Source organism: Vibrio sp. G-C-1 (genome assembly GCF_021728015.1).
In the GTDB taxonomy this organism is placed as follows: Bacteria; Pseudomonadota; Gammaproteobacteria; order Enterobacterales; family Vibrionaceae; genus Vibrio; species Vibrio splendidus.
This window is the reverse complement of record NZ_JAKKCR010000006.1, coordinates 55,847-70,520: the sequence shown is the minus strand read 5'-3', so window position 1 is coordinate 70,520 and position 14,674 is coordinate 55,847. Positions and strand designations below refer to the sequence as shown.

Genomic DNA, 14,674 nt, shown 5'->3' with positions numbered 1-14,674 from the left:
AAAGGCTCCTACACTTCGGTGAGGAGCCTGTTTTTTATGTAATACTTTAAAGTATACCAACAACAAAAGGTGCGAATATGGATATATCTACGCCTTGTATCAAATGTCAGGTTCACTCTAAATACATAGAGGAACAATCTGAACCAACGAAGAACCGCTACGTCTTCGCCTACATCATTACCATCAAAAACCTCAGCAAAACAACGGTTCAACTCATGTCTCGCCGCTGGCTGATTACCGACTCCAACGGCAAACAACTCACCATAGAAGGTGATGGCGTAGTTGGGCAACAACCCGTGATTGAGGCCAACGACGAATACACTTACACCAGTGGTACCGTCATCGAAACTCCTGTGGGTGTTATGCAAGGTCATTATGTGATGACAGATAACAAAGGCATCGACTTCATAACTGAAGTGGATCCATTTAGACTCGCGATCCCTAATATTCTTAATTAGCCGTACATCTGTACCTACAGGAAATTATTGTGTCGAATTATATTGTCGGGGACATCCAAGGGTGCTTCGACGAACTTCAATTACTGCTTGAAACCGTCAACTTTGACAAACAACAAGATACCTTATGGGTCGCTGGTGACTTGGTCGCTCGAGGTCCTAAATCATTGGAGACACTACGCTTTATTCGTAGCCTAGGTGACGCAGCTAAGGTTGTATTAGGTAACCATGACTTGCATCTACTTGCGGTTTCCTTAGGGCTATTTCCAGCTAAAGCAAAAGATAAGACTCAACCTATTCTTGATGCGGAAGACCGTGAACAGTTGCTCGAATGGTTAAGACAACAGCCTTTAATTCAGGAGCATCCAGAGTTCGTGATGTCTCATGCTGGTATCTCACCTCAATGGGATCTAGAGCGAGCACGGATTGAAAATCTGGAAATAGCTGATTTATTAAAATCCGATCAGTGGCAATGGCTTATCGAGAATATGTACAGCAACACACCTGACTTATGGCGTCAAAATTTAGAAGGGATTGAGCGCTATCGCTATGCGATCAACAGCCTTACTAGAATGCGATTCTGTTTTACTGATGGTCGTCTCGATATGGCCTGTAAACTTCCACCAAACGAAATTACAACTGAGCCGCTAGTGCCTTGGTTTGACCTACCACAACGTATAAAGCTGGATAAAACAGTTATTTTTGGACACTGGGCTGCGCTAGAAGGTTACTCAGGAAAAGATGTGATTGGACTTGATACTGGGTGTGTGTGGGGGGGAGACTTGACGATACTTCGCTGGGAAGACAAACAGTTTTTCACTCAAAAAGCGCTATAACTTGTTAGCTACTAAAATGCTTGCTACCAATTGATAGCAAGCATTCATTATAATTAACGCTCTAGAATAACGAAGTGCATATCAAAGCTATTTCTATCGTCATTCATATAATCTTTACTATATACGCAAGTCCAACCTTCACTTCCCCAGCTAGGAAAGCGAGTGTCACCTTCAATTTCAGCTTCAATAAATGTTAAATATAGTTTATTTGCTATAGGAAGGTAAGATTCATATATAGAACCGCCACCTATAACCATTACCTCTTCAACGTCTCCAACAGCTTTCAGAGCTTCCTCTGTAGATGTAACTGTTGTTACCCCGTCGATGGATAACCCAGGATCACGACTGATAACTATATTCTGTCTTCCAGGAAGAGGGCGACCTATAGAATCATAAGTTCTGCGCCCCATAATTACTGGTTTTCCTAGAGTGTGTTTTTTAAACCAAGCAAAATCAGCAGGTAAGTGCCATGGCATGGCATTCTCTTTACCAATAATTCTGTCACCAGCTTCAGGTAAATAAAAACCATTTCTCTTGTCAATTTTCCCACCATGAGCCATAGCTGCAATTAAGCTAATTTTCACAACTCTATACCTCTGTAATTTCTGAGACACAGATTATACCGATTTCCCTCATAGGGTAAATCATTATGCGATTATACTATCGGTCTTCTTCTATAAAAGAGCAGCCCAGGCACTGCTAAGCCAACCGCAAGCCCTGCGATAATGAACATCGATTTCAAAAAGTTCTCCATCAACAATGCCAATAGTTCTGGGTTGTATCCGGCTCGGTTAATCTCAACCATAGCAATCATCGCCTTAAAGGCAAACACGCCAGGGACCATCGGAATCAAGGCTGCAACCGTAAATACTTTCGGGTGCGCTAACAATTTATGCGACCAATGCACCCCTATCATACCTACCAATGTAGCAGCAAAGAACGTCGCCCATTCAATGGGAATGCCGAAATGCATCATTAAGTAACGGCTACCGTGGCCAATGGATCCTCCGAGAGCACAATAGATCAACGCTCGTTGTGGCACGTTAAACACCAATGCAAAACCAACCGCAGGAATCGCAGCAAAAAACATGTCGTTGAGTAACCCAACAAAAAGTTCAAAAATAGTCATTAGTTCACCCACCCCCATACGTCAGATAGGCTCATCGCTGCGACAATACCTAAGCTTGTAGCCAACGTTAATAAACTGGCCATGGTGAAGCGTGCGAGACCCATATTTATATGGCCTTTAAGCATATCTGCTACGGAGTTAATCAAAGGAAAACCAGGCACTAGCATCAATACTGACGAAGCCATCACGATAGTAGGTTGACCACCAATATTGTAGAGCACCGCCTGAGCTGAAATGGTGGTGGTGACAAAAGCGGTAATAGCGAAATTTAATAAGGGGTTAAAATGACGATGGCCGATCTCTTGTCTCACGATCATACCGCAAGCCGAAGCTATAAACGTCATCATAAAGACATGCCAATCTCCACCAGCAAGACGGCTAAAAGAAGCACACGATAGCCCTATCATTACGACAACTAACCAACGGTTGTAGCGTTCAGGACTGATCCCTTGGATCTTCTTATAAGCTAAATCATAATCAAGAATCCCTTTCTCCATCATGATACACACACGTTGAATCTCGGTTATCACCTGCATATTAATGCCACGATCAGCGCAACTTCGAGTCGTCGTTATGCAATGATCATCCATTACTGTTGTCACAACCAATGCATTGGCTGACAGTGCAACTTCAACCTCATTCACCCCACAAGCAATACCGATACGGCGCATTATGTCACCGACCAATGTGCTCTCGGCGCCATGAGCTAATAACATTTGTCCTGATTGAGCGACTAACCTTGAGATCGCTCTTTGTTTTGATGCCATGATTTCCTTCCCATAGGCGTTAATTATCTAAAGATAAATTTTGCATAAAAAACAGCAAGACGTCATGATTTAGATACAAAAAAACCGCAATTTTCATTGCGGTTTAATAAAACTATCAGCGTATCTTAGAAAAAGCGACCAAAGTGCTTATAAGAAACTACGAGGATTATTAATCACGAACATAGATAACATGACCGTCATCTTCTTCGTCATCCCAATCATCCCAGTCGTCGTCATCTTCAGTAACGACATTCTTACCAGCCATCGCATCTTTATGGTAGTCATCCCACATAAAGTTAACTTTTTCTTCTTCTTCAATTGCTTCAACTTCACGAGGTAGGTTCTCCATGAACTCACCCAGTTTAAAGCAAAGATCTTTGGTACCGATCTTGTTTACAGCAGAGATCTTGAAGTACTCGCCTTCCCAACCCAAAGCTTCGACGATTTCTTGAATCTTTTCGTCAGCTTCTTCTTCAGTCATTAGGTCAACTTTATTGAACACTAACCAACGAGGTTTCTGTGCAACTTTCTCACTGTATTGCTCAAGCTCATCGATGATCGTCAGTGCATTCTGAATAGGATCAGAACCATCGATCGGCAAAATATCGATCATATGCAGAAGAACGCGACAACGCTCAAGGTGCTTCAAGAAACGAATACCAAGACCAGCGCCATCAGCTGCGCCTTCGATCAAGCCAGGGATATCGGCAACGACGAAACTCTTCTCAGGGACAACACTTACCACACCTAAGCTAGGAATTAGCGTCGTAAACGGGTAATCAGCCACTTTTGGTTTTGCAGCAGATACTGAGCGAATAAACGTAGATTTACCAGCGTTTGGCAAGCCAAGCATACCAACATCCGCTAGCAGAAGAAGCTCTAAACGTAGTTCGCGAACTTCACCTTTAGTACCCATTGTCTTTTGACGAGGAGCACGGTTAACAGACGACTTAAAACGCGTGTTACCAAGACCGTGCCAACCACCTTTACCAACCATGACTTTCTTGCCGTGCTCAGCAACTTCAGCAACGATTTCATTAGTGTGGATATCAACAGCGCGAGTACCTACTGGTACTTTCATTGTCATATCTTTACCACGTTTACCAGTACAGTTACCACCGCGGCCATTTTCGCCACGCTCAGCATTGTAAAAACGTTGGAAACGGTAATCGATCAGTGTGTTTAAGTTTTCATCCGCTTGAATGTAAACATCACCACCATCACCGCCATCACCGCCGTCAGGACCACCTTTAGCGACGAATTTTTCGCGCCAAAAGCTTACTGTACCATTACCGCCATCACCGGCTTCTATTTTTACTGATGCTTCATCAACGAATTTCATTTTTTAACTCCGCACTTACGTTGCGTTACCACTCATCAAGGAGTGATATAAATTCTAGCAGATCCGTGTTTAGATCGATCACCTAAGATCTAGATCGATCTGCAACCAAGGAACAAATAAGGAGAGGTTCTTTGCTTTCTGTATCTTAAAAAACAAACGGCTTCTTAATAAAACCAAACTGTTTCTCAAAAATAAAACGGCTTCTCAAAACCAAAACAAGAGCGTCTACTTTTTTATTCTCGCTATAAATAAAAAACCCTGCCGAATCGGCAGGGCTTTTGAATTCAGCTTGAAAGCTAGTATAAATAATCTAATAAAAGATTAAATTACTCAGCTTCGATGCTTACAAACTTACGGTTTTTAGGACCTTTTACTGCAAATTTCACTTTACCTTCAGTAAGAGCGAAAAGAGTATGGTCTTTACCGATGCCAACGTTTGTGCCAGCGTGGAACTTAGTACCACGTTGACGAACGATGATGTTACCTGCAAGAACAGATTCACCACCAAAACGCTTAACACCAAGACGTTTGCTTTCTGAATCGCGGCCGTTATTAGTAGAACCGCCAGCTTTTTTATGTGCCATTGTTAAACTCTCCTAATACTTAAGCGTTAATGCCAGTGATTTTCACTTCTGTGAACCACTGACGGTGACCAGCTTGCTTACGCGAGTGCTTACGACGACGGAACTTAACGATTTTTACTTTATCGCCACGACCGTGTTGTACTACTTCTGCAGTAACTTTGCCACCTTCAACAAGAGGTGCACCAACAGCGATTTCTTCGCCGTTAGCAACAAGAAGAACTTTATCAAATTCTACAGTTGCACCAGTTTCAACGTCTAATTTCTCTAAACGAAGTGTTTGACCTTCGCTTACTCGGTGTTGTTTGCCACCAGATTGGAAAACAGCGTACATATTTTACTCCGCTTTTTCCGCACAGCCTATGGTTGTTAATTCTACAACTCGGGTGTGCGCTAAACTAATCAATAGGGCGCAGATTCTACGGGAATCATGCCGCTATGACAAGCCATATTTTTAAAATATTGGCGAAAACATGTTCGCCAAAGAAAAGTGCGGCAATGATGCCTTTAAGTGATGTATTAATCAACGTTTTTTAGTGTATTATTCAACAATTGAATACAACGTATAAGCCTTACAGGGTCTAACTTCAGCCGGATGAACAATGGATTTTAAAGCTATCCAAACGCTTACTGCCAATGATATGGCAAAAGTGAATGAAACAATTCAAGCCCAACTTAATTCTGACGTAAGTTTAATCAACCAGCTTGGTTTTTATATCGTTAGCGGTGGTGGCAAACGCCTACGTCCTTTGCTTGCTCTTTTATCTGCTCGTGCACTTGGTTATCAAGGTGAAGCTCATATCACCTCTGCAGCTTTTATCGAGTTTATTCACACAGCTACCCTTCTCCATGATGATGTCGTCGACGAGTCGGACATGAGACGCGGTAAAGCGACAGCCAACGCAGCTTTTGGTAATGCCGCTAGCGTTTTGGTGGGTGACTTTATCTACACTCGCTCGTTCCAGATGATGACAACGCTAGGATCCTTAAAGATCCTTGAGTTAATGAGTGAAGCAGTTAACGTGATTGCCGAGGGTGAAGTTCAACAATTAATGAACTGTAATAACCCGGACACCACAGAAGAAAGTTACATGCAGGTCATCTACTCGAAGACCGCTCGCTTGTTTGAAGCTGCAACGCAAATCGGTGCAATTCTTAGCGAATCATCACCTGAAATCGAAACGGCTATGCAAAACTACGGTAAATACCTAGGCACTGCATTCCAATTGATTGATGATGTGATGGATTACACTGCTGATGGTAAAGAGATGGGTAAGAACGTTGGTGACGATCTAGCCGAAGGCAAACCAACACTGCCTCTACTTTACGCAATGCACAATGGTTCTCCTGAACAAACCAGCATGATTCGAGAAGCGATTGAAAAAGCCAATGGTATGGAGCGTCTCGACGACATTATGGCTGTTATGAAAGAGACAGGCTCGTTAGAGTACACAACAAATAAAGCCTATGAAGAAGCAGATAAAGCCATTGCTGAGCTTTCTGTACTTCCTGATTCAGAATATAAGCAAGCGCTAACCACGCTCGCACACTTAGCTGTTAAACGCAGCAAGTAAGCAGGTTAATAGACAACTCGCTTCTAGCTTCTAATATAAATAACAAAAAAGAGCCTCAGGGCTCTTTTTTAGTTTTGAACAAATATTTGTAAGAGAGCCAAATTCAATATCGGCTCGCTTCTAATGACAGCGGCAGTTGTACTTCAATTTCTTCAAGTTCTTCCATTGGCACTGCGTATTGCTCATGCCCATTGTAAGTCTCTACCAAGGCGTACTGCTCTTGCTCGTCAATGACCAATATTTTTCCTAAGCGCCCCAAATATTGGACATTCATACCCTTTTCAACAGTAGCCATAAACTTTACCTCCACCTTGGTTATATAGACAGATACGAACAACTTGAATTTTAGGATCAAAAAAGCCGATCATAATGATCGGCTCTTATTAACTATCTTTTGGCTGAGTTAAATGGTGTCCCGCTTATTTAGCGAATTCAACACCAATCTCAATATCGCCATTTAGCGTTTCTAGCATGCTGTCTAATGCGTTGCGTTCGAAGTCGCTCAGTTCACCGTAGCTAAGGATCGCTTCTGCGCCGTCTTTGCCAAGTTTAACTGGTTGTGCGAAGAATGGTGCGTGCTCGCCTTCACCTTCAACGTATGCACATTCAATTACGTTCTCTTCGCCTTGAAGCGCTTTCACTAGAGCAAGACCGAAGCGACAAGCCGCTTGACCCATAGATAGTGTTGCACTGCCGCCGCCAGCTTTAGCTTCTACTACTTCAGTACCCGCATTTTGGATACGAGTTGTTAGCGCTGCGATTTCTTCATCAGTAAACTCTACGCCTTCAACTTGAGAAAGTAGAGGAAGGATCGTTACACCAGAGTGACCGCCGATAACAGGAACACGGATGTCGCTTGGATCTTTATCTTTCAGCTCAGCAACAAACGTTTCAGAACGAATAACATCAAGAGTAGTAATACCGAATAAACGACGCTTGTCGTAAACGCCCGCTTTCTTAAGTACTTCAGCAGCGATTGGTACTGTTGTGTTTACTGGGTTAGTGATGATACCAACACAAGCAGTAGGACAAGTAACTGCGATTTTCTCTGCAAGAGACTTAACAATGCCAGCGTTCACATTGAAAAGATCCGCACGATCCATACCAGGCTTACGAGCAACACCCGCAGAAATAAGCACAACATCCGCACCTTCTAGTGCTGGTGTTGGATCTTCACCCGCGTAACCTTTGATCGAAACAGGTGTTGGGATATGGCTAAGATCGGCAGCGACACCCGGTGTTACCGGAGCGATGTCGTAAAGTGCAAGATCTGAACCAGCAGGTAGGCGGTTCTTTAGTAGTAGGGCTAGGGCTTGACCGATGCCACCAGCGGCACCAATAACAGCTACTTTCATTGTTATTCTCCTTGAGAGATTTCTCTTATAAATTCTTGGTAGGGTAGTTCTTGAGCTAAATTATGGTTAAAAAAATATATTAATCACAAAGTGATTACAATCAATTAACGCCAGCTTTGCGACTTCGCGCAAGTCAATAAAACCGTGCTACACAGCAAGTTCGCATTATGGCGATAATCGACTGAAATAACAAAATAAGTCGACACTAATAACACATTATTCTATTAAATTTTTACAGTGATATGACTAACAAATTGCCGTGATATTTTAGCTAAAATTGAATATGTATGCGAGAATATGCAAACATCTTTGTTAATGAATAAGAATGACATATGCGCAATACAGAAAAACAAGACAACTTAGTTCGTGCTTTTAAATCATTACTAAAAGAAGAACGTTTTGGTTCGCAAGGCGAGATTGTCGATGCCCTCAAACATGAAGGTTTTGAAAGTATCAACCAATCTAAAGTTTCGCGTATGTTAACTAAGTTTGGTGCAGTTCGAACTCGTAATGCAAAAATGGAGATGGTTTACTGTCTTCCTGCTGAACTGGGTGTTCCGACAGTTTCTAGCTCTCTGAGAGAATTAGTATTAGATATCGACCACAACAATGCATTGGTGGTGATACACACCGGCCCAGGTGCGGCGCAGCTTATTGCTCGTTTATTGGACTCATTAGGTAAGTCGGAAGGTATACTAGGTGTCGTTGCAGGCGATGATACTATCTTCATCACGCCAACCTTGTCAGTTACCACGAAGCAATTGTTTGATTCTGTGTGCGAACTGTTTGAATACGCAGGATAATTGGTCACAGTTTCATAACCATAAACCTGATTAATGGATCACGAACACCGATTCGCTTCGTGATCCAAATCACATCCTAGAATATCTATCTCCCCCTCCTCAAACACCACTAAACCATTGATTTTAAAAAACTCAGTAGCAAATCAAACACAAGATCCAACCGTCATTTGTTAGATTTTTTAGCTATATCTTTTAACATTTGAGTAATTTTCTGCCAATTTTTGATATTATTCAGCCACTTTTTCATCACATGGATTGAAAAAGGTGCCGTTTCCAAATAGGAAACTCCAGAAACGACTACACTTGTTTCAGGGTTAATAATGAATAAAGGAAGGGAAATTCATGGCATTTACCAAACTTATTAAAGTTGGGGCTATTGCAGCTGCTGTAATGGGCGCTGGCGCAGTTAACGCTCAAGAATTCATCACAATTGGTACTGGTTCAGTAACGGGTGTTTACTATCCAACTGGTGGCGCTATTTGTAAGCTAGTGAACAAAGGCCGCAAAGACCACAACATTCGTTGTTCTGTAGAATCTACTGGTGGTTCGATCTACAACGTTAACACCATCCGTGCTGGTGAACTAGATTTCGGTGTTGTTCAATCGGACTGGCAATACCACGGCTACAACGGTACAAGTAAATTCAAAGATCAGGGCGAATACAAAAAACTTCGCGCTATGTTCTCTCTACATACAGAACCGTTCAACATCATCGCTCGTACCGATGCTGGTATCAACAATGTGTCTGACCTAGCAGGTAAGCGTGTAAACATTGGGAACCCAGGCTCTGGTGACCGTGCAACGATGGGTGTTGTAATGGACGCTATGGGTTGGACTAACGATAGCTTCAAGCTTGCTTCTGAACTTAAAGGTTCTGAGCGTTCACAAGCTCTTTGTGACAACAAGATTGATGCATTCATCTACATGGTTGGTCACCCGAACGGATCAATCAAAGAAGCAACGACTTCTTGTGATGCAAAACTGGTTTCTGCAACTGGTCCACAAATCGACAAGATCGTAGCTGAAAACCCATACTACGCATACAGCACAGTTCCAGCTGGCATGTACCGTGGTACAGATGCTGACGTAAACAGCTTCGGTGTTGCTGCAACTATGGTAACAACGTCTGACGTTTCTGATGAAGTCGCATACAACGTTGCTAAAGCGGTATTTGAAAACTTCGCTACATTCAAACGCCTGCACCCAGCATTTGCGAACCTGAAGAAAGAAGACATGGTTAAAGCGGGTATCTCAATCCCTCTTCACCCTGGCGCAGTAAAATACTACAAAGAAGTAAGCCTTCTAAAGTAATTCTACTTTAAGCCTGCTCTACCAATAAGGAGGCATGTCCTCCTTATTGGCTTTTCACGTTTTATAAAAATAACCCAAGTGAAAAGAGACAAACCTTTAAGTTTCTCCAATTTGGCGAACTTACCTTCGTATCAAGCCTAAGACAAAGACGAACAAAAAACGCATTTCCCTATCCATTCGCTACACTAGATAGGAAATAAATAACGTCTCGTTGTTCGTAAGAAAGGCAGACCATCAATAATAAGGATAAAGTACATGACGCAGACAACATCACCGTCTCCAGATGTGCAAGAAATGGTGGCACAATCAGACACTGGTGCGCGTAGCCCTCGCGGTATCCAAGGCCGTATTTTATGGTTTGTGCCTCTATGTTGGTCACTGTTCCAACTTTGGTATGCATCTCCGCTGCCGTTCATTTTTAACTTCGCAATTTTAAACGACACTGAAGCTCGAGCAATTCATCTTACGTTTGCCATCTTCCTAGCCTTTACCGCTTACCCAGCCATGAAAAATTCGCCTCGGGATAGAATTCCTGCGGTCGACTGGATATTAGCGCTGGTTGGTAGCTTTTCAGCTTCTTATATCTATATTTTCTATACTCAACTCGCTGAACGTTCAGGCGCACCAACAACATTCGATATTGTTGCTGCTGTATTTGGTATGGTTCTACTGCTTGAAGCAACACGACGCGCTTTAGGTCCACCTCTTATGGTTGTGGCTGCAGTCTTCCTACTTTACACCTTTGGCGGTCCACACATGCCAGACGTTATCGCCCATAAAGGTGCAAGCCTGAACAAGGCAATGTCGCATCTGTGGCTAACAACTGAAGGTGTATTCGGTGTTGCTCTTGGCGTCTCTACGTCATTCGTATTCTTATTTGTACTGTTTGGTGCAATGCTAGAACGCGCGGGCGCAGGTGCTTACTTCATCAAGGTTGCGTTCTCTTTACTTGGCCACATGAAAGGCGGCCCAGCGAAAGCAGCCGTTGTTGCATCTGGCCTATCCGGTCTTGTGTCTGGTTCATCTATCGCTAACGTGGTAACCACGGGTACTTTTACGATCCCTCTAATGAAAAGAGTCGGATTCTCAGGTGAAAAAGCCGGTGCTGTAGAAGTTGCCGCTTCAACCAATGGTCAATTAACTCCACCAATCATGGGTGCTGCTGCATTCTTGATGGTTGAATATGTGGGTATCTCGTATGTAGAAGTGATTAAAGCGGCGCTATTGCCTGCTCTTATCTCTTACATCGCCCTGATTTACATTGTTCACTTAGAAGCATGTAAAGCTGGTATGACTGGCCTACCTCGTCGCCACACACCAACTATCGTACAAAGCTTACTGTCTTTCACTGGTACCATTCTTGGGCTATGTGTCATCAGTGCTGCGGTTTACTACGGTGTCGGCTGGACGAAAGATGTCTTTGGCGATGCAGCGACACCTATTGTTACCGTTGCTCTATTGATCTCTTATGTAGCCTTGGTTCGAGTATCAGCAAAATATGCCGCTGAAGGTGGCATGGACATCGATGCCGAGCTAACAGAAGTACCCGATCCAGGCCCAACCATTAAATCTGGCCTGCACTTCCTGCTGCCTATCGTGGTGCTTGTTTGGTGTCTGACTGTAGAGCGATTCTCTCCAGGTCTTTCTGCCTTCTGGGCAACGGTATTCATGATCTTTATTTTGATCACACAGCGTCCTTTGATGACTCTGATGAACAAATCTGACGATCTTGCAGAGCAAACTAAAGCCGGTTTCGTTGACCTATTAGAGAGCTTGGTTTCAGGCGCGCGCAACATGATTGGTATCGGTGTAGCAACAGCTGCAGCAGGTACGGTTGTAGGCGTGGTGACTCTGACGGGTATCGGCTTGGTAATGACGGACTTCGTTGAGTTCATCTCAGGCGGTAGCATCATTCTTATGCTGCTATTCACTGCAGTAATCAGCTTAATCTTAGGTATGGGCTTACCAACAACGGCGAACTACATCGTTGTATCAACGTTGATGGCTCCGGTAATTGTTACCTTAGGCGCGGCGCATGGCCTGATCATCCCTCTGATTGCAGTTCACTTATTCGTGTTCTACTTCGGTATCTTAGCCGATGATACACCTCCGGTTGGTTTGGCAGCCTTTGCGGCCGCCGCGATTGCAAAATCAGACCCGATTCGGACCGGTATTCAAGGCTTTACCTACGATATCCGAACAGCAATATTGCCATTCATGTTCATCTTCAATACCCAACTACTGTTGATGGGCATTGATTCTTGGTGGCATCTATTCCTCACTATCTTCTCTTCTGTGACGGCGGTACTTATCTTTGCCGCTGCAACGCAAGGTTGGTGGTTTACCAAGAACAAATGGTGGGAAACGATCCTACTATTGGTTCTAACTTTCTCTTTCTTCCGCCCTGGCTTCTGGTGGGACATGATTTATCCAGAGAAAGTTCTTTCACCTGGAGTTGAGATCGCTCAAATCACAGAAGGTCTATCTGTGGGACAATCTCTTGAGTTAAGAGTGGGTGGCGAAAACTTAGAAGGTGACTATTCTGAGAAGACGGTTCGCCTTCCATTTGAAGATTCTGCGACAACAAGTGAAGACCGCATTGCTTCAATGGGCTTAATGCTGACGAAATCTGAAGGCAAGATGATTGTCGACATGGTTGAGTTCGGTAGCCCAGCAGAAGCGGCTGGCATTGACTTTGATTGGGAAATTAAATCAGTTATCCAAGACGCAGAAAGACCAATGAAAGAGTGGGTATTTTTACCATCCCTACTCATTTTGATTGGCTTAGCGATGAACCAAAGAAGGCGTGCTCGTAAGGATGAGATTAGCGCGTAATGGATAGAGCCAAGTAGCGCTCAACTCTATTTGGCTTTATTACATGGAAAGGATAATCACAGCGCTTGGTCAATACTAAGCGCTGATAAAAAAGAGAAAAACACATGTATAAACAAATCCTTGTTCCTGTTGATCTTAACGACAAAGGCTTTTCTGACAAAGCTGTTGAATTAGCGGTATGGCACGCAAAGCACAGTAATGCTGAAATCCATATTCTGAACGTACTACCTGGCATTCACATGTCGATGGTGGCGTCTTACTTCCCGAAAGATGCAGCAAACCAAATGAAGCTCGATGTGAAAAATCAGCTGAAAGAGTTTGCAGACAAGTACATCGACGATGAAGTGGTTTATAAGGTTCACGTTGCCGAAGGTAAAACCTACACAACGATTCTAGATTACGCAGAAAAGCTTGGGGCAGACCTGATTGTGATGCCTAGTCATAAGCGCTCGAAAATCGACAAAGTGGTACTGGGGTCAGTGGCGAGTAAAGTCGTACAGAATTCACCAATCAATGTATTGGTCATCAAACCTCAAGGCTAATCGCTTCTGGCTTCTGGCTTCTGGCTTCTGGCTTCTGGCTTCTGGCTTCTGGCTTCTGGCAGATAAGCTAAGTCGAACTACAAACAAAACATCTAAAAAGGTTGGCTCAAAGCCAACCTTTTTTATGTCTGAAGCTGAGTGTATAACCGCTTACTGCGGCTTAACTGACGAGATTCTGCGGCTTACCAGAAACAAAGGCATCAATGTTATCGATTAAGATATCAGACAGCTTTTGAATTGAGCTATCACTGCCCCACGCCACATGTGGCGTTAATAGTAAATTTGGCAAATGACTGTTAGCCAGTAATGGGTTCGAGTTGTCAGCCGGTTCTTGTGTGAACACATCCATACCCGCGCCCGCAATCTCTTGATTTTTCAAAGCTTCAACTAAGGCTTGTTCATCCACGAGTCCACCGCGGCCAGCATTAACTAACACCGCATTTGGTTTCATCATGGCTAGCTCTCGCTCTGAAATCAGGTCTCGAGTCGCTTTGGTCAATGGACAATGTAAGCTGATCGCATCTGCTTGCTGCAACACCGTATCAAAAGGCAGATACCCTTCTCGACAAGAGTCAGCCCCTTTACGCTCAGCAAAGATGACATTCATACCAATTGCTTTAGCCAATATCGCTGTTGCTTGTCCTAAGCCACCACTACCGATTAAGCCTAATGTACTGCCTGCAACATCTTGAATCGGATGAGTAAAGAAGCAGAATTGTTGATCCTTTTGCCACTCGCCGGCTTCGATGTCTTGATGATAACCAACGAGATTTCGTTTTAACGCAAACAACATCGCGATAACATGTTCAGGTACCGATTGAGTCGCGTAGCCTTGCACGTTTGTCACCGCGATATTGTTACTCTTACAGTAGCCAACATCGACATTGTTTACACCTGTAGCTGAAACGGCTATTAGCTTGAGCTGTTGTGCTTGAGCTAAATTCGATTCGTTGAGCACCACCTTATTGGTAATAACCACATCAGCGCCTTCAATTCGTTCAGACACTTGCTCCGGCGAAGTGAAATCATACTCAACCCACTGATGTTCAAAGCGGAGAGGTTTTAAATGGATTTGAGATGGGATGGTGGCTCGGTCGAGAAAGACCACTTTCAACTTCGGCATTGTACGTCCTTGCATTGGTAT

16 protein-coding genes are annotated in these 14,674 nt (G+C 43.6%); 7 read left to right on the top strand and 9 right to left on the bottom strand.

The annotated features are described in order from the left end of the window. Nucleotides 1-77 precede the first annotated feature (77 nt). Entirely contained in the window at nt 78-458 is a 381-nt protein-coding gene (apaG, locus tag L3V36_RS10820; RefSeq protein WP_004735899.1) for a Co2+/Mg2+ efflux protein ApaG, read from the top strand. A 29-nt stretch (nt 459-487) separates the two neighbouring features. Beyond that, on the top strand, nt 488-1,291 hold the full coding sequence (apaH, locus tag L3V36_RS10815) for a bis(5'-nucleosyl)-tetraphosphatase (symmetrical) ApaH (RefSeq protein WP_065681813.1): 804 nt from the start codon (nt 488-490) through the stop codon (nt 1,289-1,291). Between the two features lie 53 nt (nt 1,292-1,344). On the opposite strand, the gene folA is transcribed toward apaH, so the two are convergent. The 6 genes from folA to rplU form a co-directional block, all read right to left on the bottom strand. After that, nucleotides 1,345-1,851 carry a type 3 dihydrofolate reductase gene (gene folA / locus L3V36_RS10810; RefSeq protein ID WP_050546475.1) on the bottom strand — a complete coding sequence of 169 codons (507 nt, stop codon included), beginning with the start codon at nt 1,849-1,851 and terminating at the stop codon, nt 1,345-1,347. A 95-nt stretch (nt 1,852-1,946) separates the two neighbouring features. Beyond that, a complete protein-coding gene (locus L3V36_RS10805; protein ID WP_009847830.1) occupies nt 1,947-2,420 on the bottom strand; it encodes a threonine/serine exporter family protein in 474 nt (157 codons plus the stop codon). Then, a complete protein-coding gene (locus L3V36_RS10800; protein ID WP_004735903.1) occupies nt 2,420-3,187 on the bottom strand; it encodes a threonine/serine exporter ThrE family protein in 768 nt (255 codons plus the stop codon). Before L3V36_RS10800 ends, L3V36_RS10805 begins: the two co-directional genes overlap by 1 nt. 169 nt (nt 3,188-3,356) lie before the next feature. Continuing rightward, nucleotides 3,357-4,529 (bottom strand): Obg family GTPase CgtA, encoded by a 1,173-nt coding sequence (gene cgtA / locus L3V36_RS10795; RefSeq protein WP_208774770.1) that lies wholly within the window; start codon nt 4,527-4,529, stop codon nt 3,357-3,359. Between the two features lie 326 nt (nt 4,530-4,855). Beyond that, entirely contained in the window at nt 4,856-5,113 is a 258-nt protein-coding gene (rpmA, locus tag L3V36_RS10790) for a 50S ribosomal protein L27 (RefSeq protein ID WP_004735905.1), read from the bottom strand. Nucleotides 5,114-5,132: 19 nt separating this feature from the next. After that, complete coding sequence (rplU, locus tag L3V36_RS10785; RefSeq protein WP_004740823.1) at nt 5,133-5,444, bottom strand: 50S ribosomal protein L21; 312 nt, start codon at nt 5,442-5,444, stop codon at nt 5,133-5,135. 268 nt (nt 5,445-5,712) lie between these two features. On the opposite strand from rplU, the gene ispB reads away from it, so the two are divergent. Beyond that, a complete protein-coding gene (gene ispB, locus L3V36_RS10780) occupies nt 5,713-6,684 on the top strand; it encodes an octaprenyl diphosphate synthase (RefSeq protein WP_004735906.1) in 972 nt (323 codons plus the stop codon). 103 nt (nt 6,685-6,787) lie between these two features. Here ispB and L3V36_RS10775 read toward each other — a convergent pair whose 3' ends face one another. Together L3V36_RS10775 and mdh are read right to left on the bottom strand one after the other, a co-directional pair. Then, nucleotides 6,788-6,979, bottom strand: a complete 192-nt coding sequence (locus L3V36_RS10775; protein WP_029406084.1) for a hypothetical protein — start codon at nt 6,977-6,979, stop codon at nt 6,788-6,790. Between the two features lie 124 nt (nt 6,980-7,103). Beyond that, the gene (gene mdh, locus L3V36_RS10770; RefSeq protein ID WP_017095998.1) at nt 7,104-8,039 is read right to left on the bottom strand and encodes a malate dehydrogenase; all 936 of its coding nucleotides are present in this window, start codon (nt 8,037-8,039) and stop codon (nt 7,104-7,106) included. A gap of 332 nt (nt 8,040-8,371) precedes the next feature. Between mdh and argR the strand changes: the two genes are divergently transcribed. The 4 genes from argR (at nt 8,372) to L3V36_RS10750 (ending at nt 13,530) form a co-directional block, all read left to right on the top strand. Further along, complete coding sequence (gene argR / locus L3V36_RS10765; protein WP_004735909.1) at nt 8,372-8,842, top strand: transcriptional regulator ArgR; 471 nt, start codon at nt 8,372-8,374, stop codon at nt 8,840-8,842. Between the two features lie 342 nt (nt 8,843-9,184). Next, nucleotides 9,185-10,153 carry a TAXI family TRAP transporter solute-binding subunit gene (locus tag L3V36_RS10760; RefSeq protein WP_208774768.1) on the top strand — a complete coding sequence of 323 codons (969 nt, stop codon included), beginning with the start codon at nt 9,185-9,187 and terminating at the stop codon, nt 10,151-10,153. Between the two features lie 255 nt (nt 10,154-10,408). Next, nucleotides 10,409-12,988, top strand: coding sequence for a TRAP transporter permease (locus L3V36_RS10755; protein WP_017078820.1), 2,580 nt, complete (start codon nt 10,409-10,411; stop codon nt 12,986-12,988). Nucleotides 12,989-13,092: 104 nt separating this feature from the next. Further along, a complete protein-coding gene (locus L3V36_RS10750) occupies nt 13,093-13,530 on the top strand; it encodes a universal stress protein (RefSeq protein ID WP_004735912.1) in 438 nt (145 codons plus the stop codon). A gap of 160 nt (nt 13,531-13,690) precedes the next feature. Here L3V36_RS10750 and L3V36_RS10745 read toward each other — a convergent pair whose 3' ends face one another. Then, nucleotides 13,691-14,653, bottom strand: a complete 963-nt coding sequence (locus tag L3V36_RS10745) for a D-2-hydroxyacid dehydrogenase (protein WP_102492632.1) — start codon at nt 14,651-14,653, stop codon at nt 13,691-13,693. Nucleotides 14,654-14,674 lie beyond the last annotated feature (21 nt).

Excerpts from the sequence above, each read along its gene's own strand:
- ispB (WP_004735906.1), top strand. The coding sequence starts at position 5,713 with ATGGATTTTAAAGCTATCCAAACGCTTACTGCCAATGATATGGCAAAA.
- L3V36_RS10800 (WP_004735903.1), bottom strand. The coding sequence starts at position 3,187 with ATGGCATCAAAACAAAGAGCGATCTCAAGGTTAGTCGCTCAATCAGGA.
- rpmA (WP_004735905.1), bottom strand. The coding sequence starts at position 5,113 with ATGGCACATAAAAAAGCTGGCGGTTCTACTAATAACGGCCGCGATTCA.
- L3V36_RS10805 (WP_009847830.1), bottom strand. The coding sequence starts at position 2,420 with ATGACTATTTTTGAACTTTTTGTTGGGTTACTCAACGACATGTTTTTT.
- argR (WP_004735909.1), top strand. The coding sequence starts at position 8,372 with ATGCGCAATACAGAAAAACAAGACAACTTAGTTCGTGCTTTTAAATCA.
- apaG (WP_004735899.1), top strand. The coding sequence starts at position 78 with ATGGATATATCTACGCCTTGTATCAAATGTCAGGTTCACTCTAAATAC.
- L3V36_RS10755 (WP_017078820.1), top strand. The coding sequence starts at position 10,409 with ATGACGCAGACAACATCACCGTCTCCAGATGTGCAAGAAATGGTGGCA.
- folA (WP_050546475.1), bottom strand. The coding sequence starts at position 1,851 with ATGGCTCATGGTGGGAAAATTGACAAGAGAAATGGTTTTTATTTACCT.
- cgtA (WP_208774770.1), bottom strand. The coding sequence starts at position 4,529 with ATGAAATTCGTTGATGAAGCATCAGTAAAAATAGAAGCCGGTGATGGC.
- L3V36_RS10775 (WP_029406084.1), bottom strand. The coding sequence starts at position 6,979 with ATGGCTACTGTTGAAAAGGGTATGAATGTCCAATATTTGGGGCGCTTA.
- L3V36_RS10745 (WP_102492632.1), bottom strand. The coding sequence starts at position 14,653 with ATGCCGAAGTTGAAAGTGGTCTTTCTCGACCGAGCCACCATCCCATCT.
- L3V36_RS10750 (WP_004735912.1), top strand. The coding sequence starts at position 13,093 with ATGTATAAACAAATCCTTGTTCCTGTTGATCTTAACGACAAAGGCTTT.
- L3V36_RS10760 (WP_208774768.1), top strand. The coding sequence starts at position 9,185 with ATGGCATTTACCAAACTTATTAAAGTTGGGGCTATTGCAGCTGCTGTA.
- rplU (WP_004740823.1), bottom strand. The coding sequence starts at position 5,444 with ATGTACGCTGTTTTCCAATCTGGTGGCAAACAACACCGAGTAAGCGAA.
- mdh (WP_017095998.1), bottom strand. The coding sequence starts at position 8,039 with ATGAAAGTAGCTGTTATTGGTGCCGCTGGTGGCATCGGTCAAGCCCTA.